Raw genomic sequence first — 19,365 nt, 5'->3', positions numbered from 1 at the left:
CCCCCTTATTCACCCGAACTCAACTTAATTGAAATCTTATGGAAGTTTATGAAATATGAATGGATAGAGATAGAGGCTTATCGGGACTGGAAAAGTTTAGTAAAGTATGTCAAAAATGTGCTAAAAAAAGTCGGAACCGAATATGTAATTAATTTTGCTTAAGCACTTATCATACTGTACGGACTGCTGGTTTGATCGCCGGTGGTGCAAAGGTTATCTACTACGAGCAAAGACACCTTTTGGAGGATACGGATTGCACTCACCCAACACTAAACAAGCGCGATCGCTGCCAGATGTCCGTGTTACTTTTGAACATTGAATACTAGGTCGTGGTTTTGTGCAGGAGGTTTGACTGTAGCCCAATGTGTTTCCTCTTGCTCTGATATGCCTACGCCAAGGGGTGTAAGGTATGCTGCCTTGTACCTCTGGAAGCAACAGTTCTACGATTTGCCTTAGGCAAAGCCCGATCGAGCGCTAACGAAACCATGAGGGGTTGAGGCGTACTACTAATATACTACAAACTTCTCTTTTAGGGGTATGGCACCGTTCCTGACAATTGAGTACCACAACGTCTGAAATTTTTTCCCTACAAGCAATCAAGGCTGTGAGCTTTCCTGTTTTTGTCAACGTCGATGAACAAAATGGAGATGCGAGAGCGTAGAGAGGTTGAGTGTAACTCAACCTCTCTTGGTCTTTTTTCCCTAACTCAAATTGTTATTGGGTGATTGACAACTGAGCAGGTATGTAAAACTTATGATGGTTCAATCCGATATATCGCGATAGATTAGTTTTAGATTTAAACGATATATCGCGATAACTCACAACCACAAGGAGCAAAGTATGTTCAGACACAGACAATTTCATCCCAGTTTTTTTGTACCAGCATGGGCAGGAGAAGGACAAGGACTGAGCAATCCATTCTTTATGAGTGGGCGACATGGACGCAGAGGTTCGTCGGGTGGCGGATGGGGAGATGAGCCTCGCACTCGTCGCGGTGACATTAAGTTCATTCTGCTTGGGCTTCTATCTGAGCGTCCCCAGCATGGTTATGAATTGATGAAAGAGCTGGAAGCACGTCGCGGTGGCTTTCGCCGCCCTAGTCCAGGCTCTGTCTATCCAACGCTTCAGATGCTGGAAGAAGGCGGTTATTTGACCAGTGAGGAGGTCGAGGGCAAGCGGGTTTATACCATTACCGAGAGTGGCAGACAATTCTTGAGCGATCGCAACCAGCACTCCCATTCAAGAAATGCTCACGATAGTTTTACAGAAAATAAGCCTTCTGAATTGATTGAATTGCGGCATACTTTAACCCAGTTAAATGATGCTGTCACCCAAGTTGCTCGAAGTGGCAATGTGGAGCAAGCCAATCGAGTACGCGATCTGCTTGTTCAGGTAAAGCGTGAGATTTACAAGCTGCTTGCAGAGCAGTAAGCGGGAGGTTGTTATGTTAGAGGTAACGAACTGCCCAACTTGCGTTGCTGTCTGTCGTACTCCGGGTCAAGATGCTGAGGGTTTACCACAGCTGAGAGCCTTTCAAAACACTGATGCACAGCAGAAAATTGAACAGTTGAAAAAATCTCTACACTATCTTCAGGAAACGCTTCACAAGGAACAGGCGACTGCAAAAGCCAAGATTCTCAGTCTAGAAGCGGAACTCTCAAAGCAAGCGAAAACCGCTTGGCGTCGATTGAGGCAAGTTGCTGTAAGCATTCAAAACCAAGCTATCAGAGCTTGTACTATATTGTAGTATGTTCGATAAAGCTTGCAGAATTAACTGGAGTTCATGTGGGAATGCAAATTGAACCATACGACCCTCGCCACCTTGATGCTGTTATTCGTCTTTCGCTTCGGGCGTGGACTCCAGTCTTTGATTCGATTCAGAACGCGATGAACGCTGAGGTGTACCAGGCATTCTATCCCAATCATTGGCGTGTGAGCCAGCAAAAAGCTGTTGAGGATGTCTGTGCTGCGGAAGACACGAACGTATGGGTTGCTATCGATGCAGGTTCTACTGTGGGATTTGTAGCCGTGAAACTACACTCAGACGACAGCATGGGTGAAATCTACATGGTTGCTGTCGATCCAGACTTTCAAGGTCATGGCATTGGTAGTGCTCTGATAGAATTCGCTCTGGCTTGGATGAAAGATGCTGGGATGTCTATTGCTATGGTTGAGACTGGAGGTGATCCTGGTCATGCCCCAGCGCGTCACACCTATGAAAAGGTGGGCTTTGAGCTATTCCCAGTTGCCAGATACTTCAAGAAGCTCTAAGTGCAGATGTATTGATTTCGCGATCGCATTGTATCCTTCAACTTAATGCGATCGCCCGATCTTGTAGTTCGGGTTGAAGTATGAAACCCGACACTCATCACTGCTTCTCCACCTGAACCCTGGTGCGATCGCCCAATCGAGTCATGTTTGTCACGTTACCTACTGATTCATACGCAAGGACTTGACACTACTCAACCCAACCTACAGCGAGAGGCGATCACACCCCAATCAACTAAAGCACAGCCGTCCGACTTCACCCAAGCCGTAAAACAGACCGCGCAACGACTGAACACCAAAGCCGAATATCTCCTAGGGGTGATGTTGTTTGAGACGGGTGGCGCTCTTGATCCGTGCCAGAAGGGTGCGATCGCGCTCGATGGAACCAGAGCCACTGGCTTGATTCAATTTATGCCGGATACTGCGAAGGAACTGGGGACAAACTCAGAGGAACTGTGCCGCATGAGTCAGGTTGAACAGATGCAATCGGTTGAGAAGTATCTAGTGCAGCGCGGTTTTAGTAGTGGTGGGATTGAAAAACTTTACAGCACTGCGTTTGCGGGGCATCCAAGCGATGACTCAAGCATCGGCGATGGATACCACACACTCAGCGGCGCTGTGAAAAGGATTGAACGCGAACACTTACCCCTAGCAAAGAATGTGTTAGGAAAATGAGCAGCTAAAGGCACTTGAGGGGTTTGAGTAGCAATCGTGCAGAAACTTACGCGCTTGGCTGAAACTTTAGACCACACCAAGAACGGCAAGACTTCCACAGGTAAGCAAAAGTTCAAGTGTAAACAATGTTCTAAAACTTTCAGCATCTAATTTATTCAGCCTAGTAATTGCGTAAGCGGGTTTTCGCTTCCCGCCTAGGCAACCTACAAAGGGGAAATCAAGACTATACAAGATTAACTACTATGCGAAATTAGTAACCATAGGATATCAAGTAATCTGCAATATTTGCAACGACAGGAAAAGCCTCAGCCATTTGTATGGGTGCAAGGATGATTGTAATTAAAATTGTTTGTTTAGTTTGTGCTGTGATAGCTCCATTAGCTCCTAGCTTTGCCAAAATCAAGTTTTCCTCAATATTTAGAAGCATATATTTTTTTCCATCAAGAGTAATACCGTCCTCATAGGCTTTCTGAGGATTATTGTATATATCAGCTAATGCCTTCCTTTCATTTGCTGAGGGTTCAAATCCTTTACTATGCGCCCATATACTATTACCATCTTTGCTAAGAATAGCGGCTTGAGATATCTTCCCTGTCCCAATAAGGTTAGTATCAATGTAATCTTGCCAGCTCATAGCTATGATTTTCTATGTGTATATACAAACATTTAGAAAATTAGCACGACTGAGAAAAGGAATGCAAGGACAGTTAAAACAGTTAAAAATATTTAATAAAAATTTTAGATTTCGAGAGCATAGATTCTCATTCTCATACGATTAACTCCCAGTCTCCCGGTGCGATCGCCCGCTCTTGTAGGTCGGATTGAAGGATGAAACCCGAAACCGATCGCTACTTCTCCACCTCAACCTTGGTGCGATCGCCCCATCGAGTCAGAAAAGCTATCTGTGGGACAATTGCAAACGTACTTAAGCTTGGGGATCAACTGAATGCTATGGCTTGTTGTACCCCTTGGGGTATTGATTGGAGTAGTCGGGCTTGGAGCAATTTATCAAGCATTTGCCACAAGTCGTGATCGCCTTATGTTTCTGCCACCTGGAAAATTAATTCAAATCAATGGTAAAAATTGGCACTGTCAAATTATGGGTAAAGGTTACCCAACAGTCATTGTAGATAGTGGAACCGGAGGGACTCACCTAGACTGGGAATTAGTGCAGCCTGAAGTTGCAAAATTTACAAAAATCTTGACCTACGATAGAGCAGGCTATGGCTGGAGTGCTATAAGTTCAGAACCACGCACAGCTGAGCAAATTGTTAGTGAGTTGCGGCAACTTTTGAGAGAGGTTGAAATTGAGCCGCCTTATGTCTTAGTGGGGATGTCTTTAGGTGGTTTATTCAGTCGCTTATCTGCCTATCACTATCCAGAAGAAGTCGCTGGGATGGTTTTAGTGGATGTTGCTCATGAAAGAATGTATGAGGACACACCAGTCCAATGGGTTGAATTAAACAAACGACTGGAAGGACTGTTAACTCATCTAGTGCCCATTATGGGACGTATCGGTCTGCTTCGTTTGCTTGTCGCTTTTGATTCTGTGCCTATGGCGGCTGGTTTATTCCAAAAATTTCCACCTTCACTTCAACCTCTGGCTAAAGCACTCTATTCTCAAACTCAGTTTGGGAAAACTTTTGCTCAGGAATCGGCAGCGGTATCAATCAGCATGAACCAGGTTGAACAAGCACGGCAAACAAAGCCGTTTCCTGATATTCCTCTGATTGTTTTGTCGGCTGGAAAGCCAGACTTCGACATAACACAAGATGTGCTTGAGAAACTGCAAGAATTACACGCAGAGCTAGCCAATGAGTCGCCTCAAGGCGTTCACATTATTGCTCATGAAAGTGGACATGCAATCCAACTTGATAAACCAGAATTAGTCATTGATGCAATTCGTCAAGTTGTTGAAAAAGTGCGTTGCAGTAGTGATCCTTAACAACCCTATTGGAGCGGAATGTCGATAGATGCTAGTCATGTTGCAAAGGTTAGTTGATTTCGCGATCGCATTGTATCTTTCAACTTAATGCGATCGCCTTTTCGTTCTTGTAAATCCTTGTTTAGAATCGGTGTCTAGTGCAGTTTTGGCTCAATTAGTGTTTGTTTAGGCAATAGTACAACTCAAATACGATAAGAGCATGGAATGTAATGATAGAGGAAAATACGCGGACAGACTTGCAACAACGGCAATGGATTTTTGATGTCAAAGATATAAATCTGATACCACAAGGAGCTTCATTTGTTAGCTTGTGGAAACAGTATACAAATGGCGTTGCGATCGCGCTGTCTATTCACTCTGAGAACGGTCAGTTTGCGTTGTATCAAGATGTGGGTCATGCGGCATCTGGAACAAAAAGAACTAATTGCGGTACATTTTCAACCGCAGATGCTGCGGTACATCAACTGATTCAAGAGTGCGATAGCTGGGATAATACGTGGGGTATCTAATAGCAAGCTGAGGGAAATAACGGGTGGATAAATGAGCATTGTGTAGATAGCATCACGCTTTATTACCGAGGGTATCGGGGCATAGTGACTGAAGTGCTATGGTTTGACGATACTGGAAAAGTAAAGAAAGCTTTGGTTTGTTACGCCATTAATATAACAAGGAAAGGTGAGTTATGAAGCAATCGCCAATTTCATCTGAATCGATTTCAGCACCGAGCGGTAAGACGATATATCCAGAACCTTATGCTTCCCTTGTGAAGGGACGACAAAAGCGAAAACTGGGTGACTATTTTGGGTTGACTCATTTTGGAGTTAATTTAACCCATCTCTCACCCGGTGCAATTTCTGCTCTTGCTCACAGCCACTCAAAGCAAGAAGAATTTATCCTGGTATTGGAAGGCAGCCCAACGCTGGTACTCGGCGAAGAGGAATTCGTTTTGCATCCCGGTGACTGCTATGGATTTAAAGCAGGCACAGGTATCGCCCATCAACTGATTAATCGCTCCCAAGAAAACGTAACCTATCTTGAAATTGGCGATCGCACTGAGGGAGATGAGGTTGTATTCCCAAATGACGATCTCAAAGCAACACAATTGCCGAATGGCGAATGGGCTTTAACGCACAAAGATGGTCGCGCATATTAATAGCACTGCCTAACAACCGCGCTGCATCGAAACGTTGGGCGATCGCATTCTATCTTTCAACTGAATGCGATCGCCCGATTTTATGAGTGAAGTGGTAATTCAAACGGAGAGTCTCAAGCTGATCCTCCAATCGACTGAGGAAATCCTCGCCTGGGTCGAGTCCCTGAGTCCTGCTGATAAGGCGGAAATCTCACCCGATTGGCTGGCGCGGGTTCGCGCCTCGACAGCGGTAGACCCGTGGACGCATGGATTCTCCTTAGTGGAGCGGGCTAGCGGTGCCGTCATCGGGAGCTGCGCGTACAAGGGTCCCCCAGACCAAGGAGGAGTCGTTGAGATTGCTTACGGAGTAGACCCGGAGTATCAAGGGCGCGGGTATGCTACGGAGGCAGCTAGGGCGCTGGTCAATTTTGCGTTCCGCAGTGGGCAAGTCCGTCTCGTTCGTGCCCACACACGGGCGGAGAACAACGCTTCGATGCGGGTACTTGCGAAGTGTGGATTTGAGCGTATCGGTGAGGTGGTAGACCCAGAGGACGGTTTGGTTTGGAGGTGGGAATTACAGCGAGAAGCCGCCTAACAGTTTGTATCCTTCAATGAGCATTTATCGTTACTTGATATCAAAATACAATTGGTGAGAACTCAGGACTACGCTTAGCATATAGCCCCAAAGCTAGGCGGTAGTTTTACTAAATTCAAATCGAAAACTCTAGTTGTACACCGATCGTTTAGCAGCAATGAGGAGCTGAGATGACTCTAAACCAGCAAGGAATAGTCATGATGCCTCACGAAGGCGATGTTTTGACAGTTGCCGGTGACGCTGTCACGTTCAAGGCATTGGGGCAAAACACTCAGGGGCAATATGCACTAATTGAGATTTTATGTAATCCTGAGGTCGGTACGCCCCCCCATATTCATAGTTGTGAAGATGAAGCGTTTTACGTTCTTGAGGGTGAAGTCGAGTTTCGCTTAGATGACCAAACTATTTTGGCAACACCCGGTACGTTCTTACATTCTCCCAGAGGACAAAAACACAGCTTCAAAAATACAGGAACGACGCGATCGCGAATGTTTTGTTGGGTAACACCTGCTGGTTTGGAAATGTTCTTTGCTGAAGTTGGGAAACCTGTAGCCGATCCACTTAATCCACCTGTGCCCGATCGGGCTGCGATCGATAAGCTGCTAGCGACTGCACCAAAATATGGACTCACAATCTTACCCCCTGAAGCATAAGTCCTTATTCTGTCCACTTGAAGATCGGGATTATGCGATCGCTGCTTTTAATTCCTAGGTTGAAATCTAACTTCGCGATCGCAGTGTATCCTTCAACTTAATGCGATCGCCCAATCGAGTCATGTTTGTCACGTTACCTACTGATTTACAAGCGAGGACGTGACAGACTCAACCCAACCTACAGCGAGGGGCGATCGCACTCGTTCCTGCTCTGCCTTGGCAAGCTCCGATGTGGCTCTGCCTCCAGCAAGCGGCAAAGCCGCATCGGAGCGGTAGTTGCAACATTAGGTTAATGCTGAATAAGAGGTATTGACCCTATTGTATAGTACACAATATAATCATTCATGATAATATATTGAAATGGATAACAGCTCAAATATCAACGAACGGAGACAAGTGGGGAGGCAGCTTTCGTTTGCCCTCTACAGTGCGTCTAACCGCATAATTCGGCTTCATCGACCCTTTCTTGAGCCTTTGGGTCTGACCTATCCGCAGTTTCTGGTCATGCTCGCTCTCTACGAGGACACCCCGCGCAGCGTGGGGGATTTAGGGCAAGAACTCGGTATGGATAACGGAACCTTGACGCCCCTCTTGAAGCGCCTTGTAAGCGCGGGATTGGTGACGCGCACCCGTGACCAGCAGGACGAACGCCGCGTTCTTATCGATCTCACAGAAGCTGGCGAGGCACTTCGCGAGACGGCGTGTTCGGTCCCTGAAAAGATCGAGACGGCCTGCCGTCTCTCCGATGAAGACCTTGCCGAGCTTCGCGACACCTTAAACGGGCTGGGCTTACCCCGTCAAACAAGCAGTGAAAAGGATGATTTGTCATGAATAATACGAAGAAAATGAACATCGGAATTTTGGGCACTGGCCATATCGGGAAGACTTTGTCCCGCAAACTGAGTGCGGCTGGACATGACGTGAAGGTGGCCAATTCTCGCGGCCCAGAGACCATCGAGGCCGATGTGCTCGCTTTCGGCGCACGCGCAGTCTCGACGGCTGAAGCCGTGGAGGACGTTGACGTGGTGATTCTCTCGATCCCCCTGAATCGCCTTCCCTCGATCGCGCCGCTGATCGCCAACCTACCAGCCGAGACAGTCGCGATCGACACGTCGAATTACTATCCGGGGCGCGACAGCAGGATTGACGCCATCGAAGCCGGTCAGGTCGAAAGTCTGTGGGTGGTCCAGCAGTTGGGCCGACCGATCGTGAAAGCGTGGAATTCGATCGGTTCTGACTCTTTCGCGAAGAAGGGAAAGCCTGCGGGAAGCCCAGATCGCATTGCTCTGCCCGTTGCGGCGGATCGGGAAACGGATCGCTTGGAGGGAATGGCGCTCGTTGAGGATACCGGGTTCGACGCCTTCGACGCGGGCACGCTTGCGGAATCGTGGCGGCAGCAGCCTGGTGCGCCGGGCTATTGCACGGATCTCACCCGCGAGGAGATGCCGGCTGCGCTAGCGGCAGCCGACGCGGCGCGATTACCCAAGCGGCGCGATCTGTCCGTGGCGGCAATCGTGGAACGGGTTGGGGACAGCAAGACGAATCCCGATGCGGAATATGGCGTTCGCCTAAACCGTGCATTATTTATGTAAATTTTCACGAATTCCAGAGGAAAACAAGATGAGTGAGAAGAAAGTTTGGTTGATCGCGGGAACGTTGAGCGGTTTTGGCAAAGGGCGACAAGGTTGTGGCAACAGCGCGAAAGCCAGAACTTTTGACTGATTTAGCGATCCCCCGATCTTGTAGTTCGGGTTGAAGGATGAAACCCGACACTCATCACTGCTTCTCCACCTCAACTCTGGTGCGATCGCTCAATTGAGTCATGTTTGGCTTGACGTTACCCACTGATTCACAAGTAAGACGTGACAAGCTCAACCTGACTTACAGTGAAGGGCGCGATCGCACTGCGCCTATTTAGCTTTACAAAATAACAAAACCAAAGCCATTAAATTGCAGAAAATACCAAATGAAATTGTAGAAAAATCATGAGGTTCTCTGACTAATAGACTTGACTGTTTAGGATTTTGTAAAAAACTATTAATCGTAGATACCATTTCTCGCTTACCTTGGGCATAGTTAGTGGATATAGAGCCGAATTTTAATACTCTTTCCTCGGTTACTAAAATACAAACTGTCATTCGAGAAGTTGGCGATTGTTCGATTCTAGCTTCTTTAAGCTGACTTAGTGGAAATTGCTTAAAACTTGTTCCCGACAGGGTAAGATGAGAAATTTCACAGGTATTGGGTGCCTTTCCAGTTCGACTACAACCAAGTGAATATACCTGAAATCCTTCCGAAATTAGAAAGATTCCCACTGTCAGTAACAGGGTATCGAACATCCATTTTTTCCAAGGAATATTAAAAATAAGACTAATTATTAAAGCTGTTGCTGGTAATGCAGAGGTTATATCAATTCTTTAATATTTTGCTACACATCGCTCACCGCATCTGGAGCGAGGCGAGCGTCTGGAGTGTCAGTCATCTGTAGCAAACCTTAAAGAGAAACGATATTACTTGTTGAAGGTTGATTTCGCGATCGCATTCCATCCTTCAATTTAGTTCGGTAGAGAGAGGAAAGTTATAGAACTGCCTAATAAAACACGATCAAATCCTCTACCAATTTGAAGCATTTGAATTTTTTCACGAAAGCAGATGCGGAACGCTGGGGAATTTAGACTGCAAACAATCAGAGGAGAGTTGCTGTGAGATATCGAAGAGTGCAATCATTCTTCTGCGATCGCGCGATCATTCTGCGATCGCCCTTGTCCTTTCGGGCTTGCTGTTAATCTCCAAGGCAAGCTTGTTCCAGACTTCTGCGAAGGACGCTAGCGCATCCCGCTTCGCTAACGCACAAATCCCAATGCAGCCCACGCCATCTAATCCCTGTAGCGCTTTGGCTCAGAGAGATTTTACAGCCATTCCCGATGCTCCACCGCAATTCTTTCAGCTCAAATCATTCCTTCTACGGCTCAGACTCCTGAATACTGTGAGGTGAAAGGATACGTTTTATCGAACTTAATTGTGTTTTAATCCCTAATGGATATTTGAGCTGATTGGAAGAAGTAGCACCAAAACAACTCCTCTCACAGCACCAGAGTTGAGGGCGCAAATTCTCAAAATATGGCGTTCCAGTTTCATGCCATAGAAGACGAGAGCGATCGCCCTAGTAATCTCCAACTTGAGTTAGACACCAAGTAGGCGCTCCAGCCCTAACATTTGGGTTAAGTAGTATTAAGGCTGAGCAGATGTCGTCCCAATTGAACCGCGATTCAGAAGAGCTTAAGGCACAAGAAACCACATTGTTCGATCGTACCTTTCGAGACAGCTCTGGCAAGATTGTCATTGCCCAGCCACCCAATCTACCGCTTTTGGTTGGGTTGGCAGCGACCCTACTTCAACTTGTTCTGCCTAGCGGCAATCTTCAGGCAGGAGTTGATTTAGTAGGGTTCGGCGCGTTATTCACCTGGGCATGGCTGGAGTTGTTTGAGGGGGTCAACTACTTCCGCCGGGCGCTTGGTTTGGTGGCGTTGGGGGGCCTTCTAGCGTTCAGACTCCACATCGGTTGAGCTAGGAAACTCCAGAAGCGATCGCATTCTTAACCAACCAATAGACCTCTTGCAAATTAGGCGTTAGCGCTATTGCGAAGTTTTCTGAAAATCAGAAAAATCAGGACGTGTGAATGCTTAAGTGTCCTGAGGATGAACTATAAAATAGCGCAAACCTTCTGTTGTCAACACTTCAAACGTCGCTTTGGGTTACGTTGCCATCTGATTGCTGCTCTGTACAACTATGAGCATTCCCACTCCGCCTCATCCTGTTTAATTTGCAAGAGGTCGATTCATCAAGCTGTATCGCAGATAAATTTAAGCGTTGGGCAATCGCCTACTAAGAGCATTGCGAATTAAAATTATCAGAACTCCTAAACCTGTAAACACTAACGCCAAAATGTGACTTTCACGAGAGGCAAAGGCAATCAGAATTAAGTTGGAGATTAGCGCTAAAGCTGGAATCGCAGAAGGAACCTGAAACCCAGTGGTTCGGGGTTCTTGTCGTTTTATCACCAGCAGTGAGAGGTTGACGAGAGAGAACATTGCCAGAATCAAGGTTGCAGTTGTTCCGGCTAGGAATTGAAGTGTACCTGAAAGCGCGAGAAAAATCACGAGCGGCAGAATGACAACCAGCGTACGGTAAGGAGTTGCGCGGCGTGGATGTAATTTTCCTAACCAAGCTGGAAGCAGTCCTTCCCGCGACATTCCGTAAAGCAGCCGCGATGCCGTGACAAAATTCAGCAAAGCAGTATTGAGAACGGCGAACAGCGCAATCAGTGAAAAGATGACTGCTGGAAAATTTGGCTGCGATCGCTGAACGACTTCGAGAAGAGGAGCTTTCGAGGCGGCAAGTTCCGCCGAACTGATTACCTGAACGGCAAGCCAGGAAACGAGAACATAAATGATACCGGCAATCCCCAGGGAAAGCAGAATTGCTCTGGGAACATTGCGCTGGGGATCTTTCACTTCTTCGGAAACATTGACAATATCCTCAAACCCAATGAAGGCGTAGAAGGCGAGTGCTGCTCCCTGAACGACGGCTATCCAACCAATCGGTGATGCGTTGGGGACGGGAATGGGAACCGGATTCGCTGCGCCTGCTGGGTTCCCGATGAGGAAAACGGTGGCGACAAAGATAACAATCAGAAGACCTGAAACTTCAAGAGACGTGCAAAAAATATTTAAGGCTGAGGACTCCTGCATTCCCCTAAAATTGACAAATGCAAGACCCGCAAATAGCGCCAGGATAATCAACCAATCTGGAATCGCTGGAGCAAAAGCATTGAGATAGCCTGCAAACGCTTTTGAGAGCGTCGCCATCGAAACAAGACAGGTACAAAACATCAACCAGCCTACCAAGATTGAGAGCCAATCCCGGCGAAATGCTCTGTGGATGAAACTAGCGACTCCGCCGCTTTGGGGAACTCGATTACCGAGTTCTGCATAACTTAATGCAGTGAGAGCGGCAACAGTCATAGATACTAGGAAAGAAACCCAAACCAAAGAGCCGGAAAGTCCGGCAATTTTTCCGACCACTGCATATATTCCGGCACCGAGAATATCACCAACCCCATAAATCACCAGCGTCGGCAATCCAAACACTCGCTTGAGTGAATCCGCTTCTGCATTCGGTTCCATAGAATTTTTCTTATCCTTGTATTTTCCCAATCTTGCAATCTTTCTGCTCGTCAGTATAGGGGGTAGGAGGTGGAAGCGCGATCGCAAATTGCTAAGACACAAGCCACGATTAAACAAGGCTTGCAAATAAGGACTGTTTCGCCACATTTAGGCGATCGAGAATGGCTTGGCTAGCAGCTTCATCCAGAATAATTAGTGCAGCAGCAGCAGATCCGGCATCTGAAATAATGATTCATAAACCAGTACTGCACCACCAATCGCCGCCGAATCTTCTCCAAATTGGGAAATCTCTAACCGGAATCGGGCTGCACTGTCAAAGCCATATCCGCTTCTATCGGGCAGACAATTTTGCAACATCTCATCCAATTGCTCTTGTACGTAGGGCACCAGCACCGCCAGCGATCCTCCAAAGACAATCCGTTCCGGGTTGAGTACACCCACTAACCCCCGTACACCCCAACTCAGATACGTTCCCCACTGTTTTACAACCGCTTGCGCGATCGCATCCGCTTGTTCCAACCGAGACAGTAGCGTATTCAGGTCGATCGTCTCTCCACTTTGTTGATGATAGGCACTCAATAGCCCAACCTTGCTGCATAAAGCTTCTAGCGTCCCTGCACGCCCCCCTACGGATATCTGAGAACTATGCGGGTCAATCATCAGTTCGCGAACTTCGCTCGCAGTGCCCCCCGCCCCCCGTAACAAACGATTATTCAGTACCATTCCCGCCCCCACCCCGACACCCAGAAACAGGTAGAGCAAGCTATGGCTGGGCATTGAGCCACTCAAATACGTCTCGACAAGCGCACCTGCATTCGCATCATTCTCGATAAACAACGGCACATCCAGATAGGGATTTAAATAAGGTCGCAAGTCCACATTCTGCCAATGCAATCTAGGGGCACGAAGGATAATTCCTTCCCGATTTAAAGAGCCTGGAACCGTGATGCCAATTCCCCGATATTTCGCTTCGCCGTCTGGATTTGCCTGCCAGACTTGTTGGATCAACTCGACTAATTGCTGGGTAACGGTTGCTGGATCGGTGTCTGCGGTCATGGATGCTTCTACTCGACGAGTCACTTGTGCTGCCAGGTTGAGTTCAATGACGCGGATATTTTCATCCCCAAGGGCAACTCCGATAAAAAAGGCTCCCTCTGGATCGAGTTCTAACTCCACCCCAGGACGCCCCCCTTCTTTTCCAGATGCAGTTTCCTTTCCTTCTCGCAGGAGTCCAGTTGCAATCAGTTCTGCCGTAATTACGGTGACGGTTGAACGAGTTAAGCCCGTTCTTCGTGCAATCTCGGCGCGGCTGAGGCGCGGGTGATAGCGTAGCAAACTGAGAATCCGAGCGAAGTTGATTTGCTTGAGCAGGCTGGCATCAGTCGTGAGTTTTTTCTGGTTGGCATTTGTCTTCATAAGAAACTATCTGCCCTGTTGTTTGTTGTAATGACAAACTATCATAAGTTAGTTTGTTCGTTAAACAAACAATCTAAGATGAAATTATTGAAGTTAATCGGTCTCAGTTATGCGAACCTTCCAACAAAAACGGAATTACAACCAGCTTGAACAACTCTCTCTCCAAGTGAGTAAGTTAGTCAGCTTAAAGCTACAGGGGATGTGGCAGGCTTTTGTCAATGACTGGTACACACCGGCTGGCGAACCACGAATCCAGCAAAAAAGCGATCGCGCTGGCAACAAATACTGGCGAGTTTGCGATCCGGCAAGCGATCGCACTATCCGCTTTGACGACAGGCAAGAATTGACGATTTGGCTGGATGAACGACATTATCGCAGATCGCAACCGAATCTCTGGAACATCAGCGACTAAGCCCATACGGTAAGCGATGTTCTTGAGAACATGAAAACTCAATTTTGCTGTGTCAAGGTTATTACCCCATCATCTCAACCCCGATTGCACTGTGCTAACCCCTGTGTAACTTCCCGCACAAGCAGGATAGGGGTTCTAGATTTCAACCTGTGCAGCACTCGACAAACCCACTGATGAAGGAAATATCCATGAACTCCACAAAGAATATGATGACCGCTCTGTTCTCAAAAGCTCTCACCAGCCTACCGGAGCAACCCTCCTCGGCAAAAAGCCTAGGTCGCGTGCTACTAGTGGCTTCTAGCACAAACACACTGCAACTGAAAAATTATCGCGTCGTTCCCACAGGGTACTCCCTAGAAGACCTTACCGTGCCAGTCCAGCAGTTCATTGAAGCTGGCTACGAGGTGGTCATTGCCACACCCGATGGCAAAAAACCCGTCATTCTTGCTCATGCCAACGACTCCCGCTTCGACAACGATCCCGAAGCGCTACAACACGCGATCGCATTCCTTGACACCTACCCCAGTATGCAGAACCCGAAGACATTAAAAGCAGTGTTGTCAGAGGGATTGGATCGCTACATCGGTGTCTACGTTCCCGGTGGTTATGCACCGATGAATGACTTAATGCAAGATCCCGACCTCGGACAGATACTGCGCTACTTCCATAAAACGTCGAAGCCAAGCGCCTTCTTGTGCCACGGCTCAGTTGCAACGCTAGCCGCTTTGCCGAACGCCACCGCCTACCGGAAGGCTCTCGTAGATGGCGATCGAGAGGCGGCGAAGGCGGCTGCTGCGGATTGGCAATATGCTGGCTACCGCATGACCAGCTTCTCGAACGAAGAAGAATATCCGATTGAACGGGAGATCCTCGACGGTCAGGTGCCATTCTATGTCGCCGATGCGCTAGCCAGCGCTGGCGGTCGGGTTGAGCATAGTTCGAGCGACCAAAGCTTTGTTGTGCAGGACAGAGAGCTGATCTCCGGTCAGAATCTTGCCTCGGATCGCGCGATCGCCCAAGAGTTCGTCGAAGCGCTCGACGAGGCGCGAGTTATCCCCATCTGGGTCAGAAAGCATTTTTTGGGAAAGGCTTAATGTAAATTTGCCAAGACACTGACGCTTGTCCCTTGCACCCCAACCCGTTTCGCAATCGTCTTTGTCTGTAACCCTCATCTCACAGGAGCAGAATGGCTGTTCGGATCTTAAAACGAACAGCCATTCTTGCCTTTGGTCGTGATGTCCAATAACGGTTGACGTTGCTTGTGGTTGATGTCCCTAATCGCTACTCAGCGCTTTAACTTTCCAGAAAGGTTTGATCGCTGGATTGTGCGTGTACTTGTTGTTACATTTTTTGCAACAGAGATATCAATCGGCTAAATTTAGCTGAGATTAACAGAAAATACTCTTTTATCCAGCAATTAAAAAATATATGCAGAAAATAACTCGGATTTTATTCGCTACAGCTATAACCTTGAGCATTTTAGGTTTTCCCACCAAAGCATTTGCTAAAGCTAAGATTCAGATCGCCATCCTTTTAGATTCTAGTAATAGTATGGATGGACTCATAGACCAAACTCGTACCCAACTTTGGCAAATTGTCAACTCTTTAACTAAAGTAACCAAAGATGGCGAAGTCCCAGAATTAGAAGTTGCTTTATACCATTATGGAAATGATAGTTTACCTTCTGAAGAAGGTTTTGTTAGACTTTTAACTGGATTTACTCCAGAATTAGATTTAGTTTCAGAAAAGCTATTTAGTATCCAAACCAACGGCGGTCAAGAATATGCTGGCTGGGTAATCCGCTCAGCTGTAAAAGAATTAAACTGGAGTAAAGATAAAGCAGATTTCCGAGTTATTTTTATTGCGGGTAATGAATCATTCGATCAAGGTCCGATCGTTTGGCGCGAAGCAGTCGATCTCGCTGCTAAGGGAAATACTTTAGTGAACACTATCTACTGTGGTTTATCAGAAGATCGGGAGCGACAACTTTGGGCTTCAGGAGCTGATTTAGCACAAGGTAGCCACTTCAATATTAATCAAGACGAAAAAACTGAATTTATTAAGTCTCCTTACGATGAGCAAATTGCTACTTGGAATGATAAGCTCAATCAAACTTACATTCCCTACGGTGCAGAAGGAGAAGTTGGACAACAGCGTCAGAGCATTGAAGATATTAACTCCGGCATGAATTTGGCTATGCGCGGTAACTCCAAAGCTTCTGCCTATTACAACAATGCTTCTTGGGATTTAATTGATGCTCTCGATAAGGGAATCGTTAGCCTTGAGAAATTACCAAATAGTGCTTTGCCGAAAGCTATGCAAGGGATGACTTTAGCTCAAAAGCAAGAATATGCAGCAGCGAAGAAAGCCGAAAGAGAGACAATTCAAAAAACGATCCGCGACTTATATCAAAAACGTAGCGAATATGTTGAAAAACAGCGCAAGGTTAGTGCTAGTAGTAGCAAAAATACCCTTGATTCTGTAATTATTCAAAGTCTCCGCAAGCAATTAGCAGCTAAAGGATTTAAGCTTCAATAATTCCTGGGCTACTCTAGAGTTAATTCAAACTTGGTTTGAGATATTCAGGACTTACGCAGAAGCCGAAAAGGAAACAAAGATGCAACCGTAACGGGTTGGTGCGTAAGCCCTATTGTGTATTAGGTGTATTAGCGATATGACAAAGGCGGCGTACAATTTTCTTGCCCTAAAAATAGCTTGTAGGCGGGATTCTTGCTTTCATCCCAAAAGCGATAACCGAGGGTATCGAGAAATGCCTGCCACTCTTCCATCTCGCGGGGAGGCACTTGCATCCCTACGACAATTCGCCCGTAGTCTGCGCCATTATTGCGATAGTGGAACATACTAATATTCCAGTTAGGACTCATAGAACCGACGAACTTCATTAATGCGCCGGGACGTTCGGGAAACTCGAAGCGATAAAGCAATTCATCGCAAGCGAGGGGAGAACGTCCGCCAACCATGTGACGTAAGTGCAATTTGGTCAGTTCGTCATCGGTTAAGTCCAGGGTTTTGAACCCGCAAGCTTCAAAACTTTCTGCCATCTTTGCCGCATCAGCACGGTTTTGAATTTGCACGCCGACAAAAATCTGAGCTTCTTTTTCATCGGCAATGCGATAGCTAAATTCAGTAAGATTGCGTCTCCCAAGACATTCGCAAAACTTACGGAGACTACCCGGTTGTTCGGGAATTGTAACAGCATAAATGGCTTCGCGGCGTTCGCCAAACTCGGCTCGTTCTGCGACAAAGCGGAGGCGATCGAAGTTCATGTTAGCACCGCAAGCAACGGCAACTAGCGTTTGTCCTTCAATTTGCTCCCGTTCGGCATAGGCTTTCGCACCTGCGATCGCTAATGCACCCGCTGGTTCTAAAATCGATCGCGTATCCTCAAACACGTCTTTAATTGCAGCGCAAGTGTCATCCGTATCCACCAAAATGATTTCATCGACGTACTCTTGACACAACCGGAAGGTTTCTTCCCCGACTTCCCGCACTGCAACCCCATCGGCAAATAAGCCTACATTCGACAAGCGCACCCGTTTCCCAGCTTTCAGGGATTGATGCATCGCATCGGCATCAACGGGTTCAACGCCAATAATCTTAATATCGGGACGCAACCTTTTTACATACGCCGCAATACCAGCGATTAATCCACCACCGCCAATCGCCACAAAAATAGCATGAATGGGTTGCTGACATTGCCGCAGAATTTCCATCCCAATTGTCCCCTGTCCGGCAATTACGTGCGGATCGTCAAAGGGGTGAATAAAGGTTAAGCCTTTTTCGGCTTCCATCTGACGGGCAAAAGCATAAGCATCGTCGTAAGTATCTCCATGCAATACAACTTCTCCCCCACGCGCTTTGACGGCATCCACCTTCACTTGCGGCGTGGTGACTGGCATGACGATAAGCGATCGCGTTCCTAACTGACGCGCAGCCAGGGCGACTCCTTGGGCATGGTTCCCTGCGGATGCAGCAATGACACCCTGCGCCAGCATATCCGGCGACAGGTGCGCCATCTTGTTGTAAGCACCCCGCAACTTGAAGGAAAACACTGATTGCATATCCTCCCGCTTAAGCAGGAGTTTGTTATTGAGCCGTGCGGAGAGGTTTGGAGCGTATTCTAGGGGTGTTTCTTGGGCGACATCATAGACACGAGCCGTCAGGATTTGTACCAGGTAGTCGCAAAGCATGGGGTGAAGGGGGTTACAGATGGCGGATGGAAGACAATTTTACTTCACTGGTAGATTCTGTGGTGTGGAAGTGAGAAGCGATCGCGTTGGTCACAGATGAATACCAGCTGCTAAACTGGTCTGACAACAGTCGTCTTTGAGCTACCACAGGAATATGGATCAAGCTTCTATGAAGGATGTCCCCCGAAATATGAGGCGAACGGGGATGCTCCTTTTTCGTGATGCCTTTATGGAAGCTTTGCAAGGTGAGACGCCGATGTGTGTGGTACATGCAGCTCATGCGGCAGAGATCCTGTTAAAGGCTCGAATAGCTCAAGAACACCCGCTGTTAATCTTTTCCAAACTGCCCAAGCCGAACTCCACTAAGGATGCTCTCACGCTGATTGATTTACTAGAAGGCGGGCGCACCCTATCCTATGAGGAATTGCCCGATCAGCTATGGGCAACTACAGGAATCAAGATTGAGCGGCTTGATCAATACCGTGAATTCGGTAGATTAAGAAACCAAATTATTCACTTTTCCATGACGAACGCGAAGGCGCTGGATAAGCTAACAGTGCGTTATTCTCTTGAAGTATTAGATCCTTTAGTAGAAAGCTTCTGGACGAGATCAGTTATTGATTTCATAACAAATGATCCCCATCCCGACTACGCCGACAGCTTTCACAGTGGAGTGTTGGAAAACTCAATCATAGAGCAAGGATTTCCTATAGATCAACGGTTGAGGCGATTATTGGGAGATGTTAGTAGAGAAAGTTGGGAAAAATTACAGGAACACTTTAAAGGGATTGAGTCTAGAACTGATAAAGAGTGGGAAGCTGATTACGAAACCTTGGCAGAATCGCAGTCTGCTTATGCTGATGACAGAGACC

The 19,365-nt window shown here is 47.2% G+C and carries 23 protein-coding genes; 17 read left to right on the top strand and 6 right to left on the bottom strand.

Going from position 1 to position 19,365, the window contains the following annotated elements; translation table 11 throughout:
* The 5 genes from NDA06_RS22880 to NDA06_RS22860 all read left to right on the top strand — a co-directional run.
* Positions 1–162: transposase (locus tag NDA06_RS22880; RefSeq protein ID WP_190985828.1), on the top strand; the 162-nt coding region annotated here is incomplete at its 5' end.
* Between the two features lie 678 nt (positions 163–840).
* Complete coding sequence (locus tag NDA06_RS22875; protein WP_190986435.1) at positions 841–1,431, top strand: PadR family transcriptional regulator; 591 nt, start codon at positions 841–843, stop codon at positions 1,429–1,431.
* 13 nt (positions 1,432–1,444) lie between these two features.
* Complete coding sequence (locus tag NDA06_RS22870; protein ID WP_190432968.1) at positions 1,445–1,747, top strand: hypothetical protein; 303 nt, start codon at positions 1,445–1,447, stop codon at positions 1,745–1,747.
* A 44-nt stretch (positions 1,748–1,791) separates the two neighbouring features.
* Entirely contained in the window at positions 1,792–2,271 is a 480-nt protein-coding gene (locus NDA06_RS22865) for a GNAT family N-acetyltransferase (RefSeq protein ID WP_190986436.1), read from the top strand.
* 147 nt (positions 2,272–2,418) lie between these two features.
* Positions 2,419–2,943, top strand: coding sequence for a hypothetical protein (locus NDA06_RS22860; protein WP_190432964.1), 525 nt, complete (start codon positions 2,419–2,421; stop codon positions 2,941–2,943).
* Between the two features lie 250 nt (positions 2,944–3,193).
* On the opposite strand, the gene NDA06_RS22855 is transcribed toward NDA06_RS22860, so the two are convergent.
* Positions 3,194–3,577 (bottom strand): profilin, encoded by a 384-nt coding sequence (locus NDA06_RS22855; RefSeq protein WP_190432962.1) that lies wholly within the window; start codon positions 3,575–3,577, stop codon positions 3,194–3,196.
* Between the two features lie 342 nt (positions 3,578–3,919).
* Here NDA06_RS22855 and NDA06_RS22850 point away from each other — a divergent pair, with 342 nt between their 5' ends.
* From NDA06_RS22850 to NDA06_RS22820, 7 genes are all read left to right on the top strand, one after another.
* On the top strand, positions 3,920–4,888 hold the full coding sequence (locus NDA06_RS22850; RefSeq protein WP_190432961.1) for an alpha/beta hydrolase: 969 nt from the start codon (positions 3,920–3,922) through the stop codon (positions 4,886–4,888).
* Between the two features lie 209 nt (positions 4,889–5,097).
* Positions 5,098–5,397 carry a hypothetical protein gene (locus NDA06_RS22845; protein ID WP_190432959.1) on the top strand — a complete coding sequence of 100 codons (300 nt, stop codon included), beginning with the start codon at positions 5,098–5,100 and terminating at the stop codon, positions 5,395–5,397.
* Positions 5,398–5,570: 173 nt separating this feature from the next.
* The gene (locus NDA06_RS22840) at positions 5,571–6,041 is read left to right on the top strand and encodes a cupin domain-containing protein (protein WP_190986437.1); all 471 of its coding nucleotides are present in this window, start codon (positions 5,571–5,573) and stop codon (positions 6,039–6,041) included.
* A gap of 64 nt (positions 6,042–6,105) precedes the next feature.
* The gene (locus NDA06_RS22835; protein ID WP_190986438.1) at positions 6,106–6,615 is read left to right on the top strand and encodes a GNAT family N-acetyltransferase; all 510 of its coding nucleotides are present in this window, start codon (positions 6,106–6,108) and stop codon (positions 6,613–6,615) included.
* 170 nt (positions 6,616–6,785) lie between these two features.
* Entirely contained in the window at positions 6,786–7,268 is a 483-nt protein-coding gene (locus NDA06_RS22830; RefSeq protein ID WP_190986439.1) for a quercetin 2,3-dioxygenase, read from the top strand.
* Positions 7,269–7,628: 360 nt separating this feature from the next.
* The gene (locus NDA06_RS22825; RefSeq protein WP_190531117.1) at positions 7,629–8,099 is read left to right on the top strand and encodes a MarR family transcriptional regulator; all 471 of its coding nucleotides are present in this window, start codon (positions 7,629–7,631) and stop codon (positions 8,097–8,099) included.
* The gene (locus NDA06_RS22820; RefSeq protein WP_242033801.1) at positions 8,096–8,860 is read left to right on the top strand and encodes an NAD(P)-binding domain-containing protein; all 765 of its coding nucleotides are present in this window, start codon (positions 8,096–8,098) and stop codon (positions 8,858–8,860) included. The genes NDA06_RS22825 and NDA06_RS22820 overlap by 4 nt, the downstream gene beginning before the upstream one ends.
* A gap of 318 nt (positions 8,861–9,178) precedes the next feature.
* Here the strand turns inward: NDA06_RS22820 and NDA06_RS22815 are convergent, their stop codons facing one another.
* Positions 9,179–9,607: a hypothetical protein gene (locus NDA06_RS22815; RefSeq protein WP_190531119.1), complete on the bottom strand. Its 429-nt coding sequence runs from the start codon at positions 9,605–9,607 to the stop codon at positions 9,179–9,181.
* Between the two features lie 906 nt (positions 9,608–10,513).
* Here NDA06_RS22815 and NDA06_RS22810 point away from each other — a divergent pair.
* A complete protein-coding gene (locus tag NDA06_RS22810) occupies positions 10,514–10,834 on the top strand; it encodes a hypothetical protein (protein WP_190525936.1) in 321 nt (106 codons plus the stop codon).
* 297 nt (positions 10,835–11,131) lie between these two features.
* On the opposite strand, the gene NDA06_RS22805 is transcribed toward NDA06_RS22810, so the two are convergent.
* Together NDA06_RS22805 and NDA06_RS22800 are read right to left on the bottom strand one after the other, a co-directional pair.
* Entirely contained in the window at positions 11,132–12,454 is a 1,323-nt protein-coding gene (locus NDA06_RS22805) for an amino acid permease (RefSeq protein WP_190986440.1), read from the bottom strand.
* A gap of 192 nt (positions 12,455–12,646) precedes the next feature.
* Positions 12,647–13,870, bottom strand: a complete 1,224-nt coding sequence (locus tag NDA06_RS22800) for an ROK family transcriptional regulator (RefSeq protein WP_190986441.1) — start codon at positions 13,868–13,870, stop codon at positions 12,647–12,649.
* 109 nt (positions 13,871–13,979) lie between these two features.
* Between NDA06_RS22800 and NDA06_RS22795 the strand changes: the two genes are divergently transcribed.
* From NDA06_RS22795 to NDA06_RS22785, 3 genes are all read left to right on the top strand, one after another.
* Positions 13,980–14,282, top strand: coding sequence for a hypothetical protein (locus tag NDA06_RS22795; protein ID WP_190430140.1), 303 nt, complete (start codon positions 13,980–13,982; stop codon positions 14,280–14,282).
* A gap of 188 nt (positions 14,283–14,470) precedes the next feature.
* A complete protein-coding gene (locus NDA06_RS22790; RefSeq protein WP_348251872.1) occupies positions 14,471–15,376 on the top strand; it encodes a type 1 glutamine amidotransferase domain-containing protein in 906 nt (301 codons plus the stop codon).
* A gap of 334 nt (positions 15,377–15,710) precedes the next feature.
* Positions 15,711–16,820 (top strand): vWA domain-containing protein, encoded by a 1,110-nt coding sequence (locus tag NDA06_RS22785; RefSeq protein WP_190986442.1) that lies wholly within the window; start codon positions 15,711–15,713, stop codon positions 16,818–16,820.
* Positions 16,821–16,948: 128 nt separating this feature from the next.
* Here NDA06_RS22785 and ilvA read toward each other — a convergent pair whose 3' ends face one another.
* Together ilvA and NDA06_RS22775 are read right to left on the bottom strand one after the other, a co-directional pair.
* Positions 16,949–18,493, bottom strand: coding sequence for a threonine ammonia-lyase, biosynthetic (gene ilvA / locus NDA06_RS22780; protein ID WP_190986443.1), 1,545 nt, complete (start codon positions 18,491–18,493; stop codon positions 16,949–16,951).
* 13 nt (positions 18,494–18,506) lie between these two features.
* Positions 18,507–18,641 carry a hypothetical protein gene (locus NDA06_RS22775; RefSeq protein ID WP_277878430.1) on the bottom strand — a complete coding sequence of 45 codons (135 nt, stop codon included), beginning with the start codon at positions 18,639–18,641 and terminating at the stop codon, positions 18,507–18,509.
* Positions 18,642–18,647: 6 nt separating this feature from the next.
* On the opposite strand from NDA06_RS22775, the gene NDA06_RS22770 reads away from it, so the two are divergent.
* Positions 18,648–19,365, top strand: a 718-nt coding sequence (locus NDA06_RS22770; protein WP_348251871.1) for a hypothetical protein, incomplete at its 3' end; no start/stop codon positions are given.

Source organism: Trichocoleus sp. ST-U1 (assembly GCF_039961835.1).
In the GTDB taxonomy this organism is placed as follows: domain Bacteria; phylum Cyanobacteriota; class Cyanobacteriia; order Cyanobacteriales; family FACHB-T130; genus FACHB-T130.
This window is presented reverse-complemented; position numbering and strand designations above follow the sequence as displayed.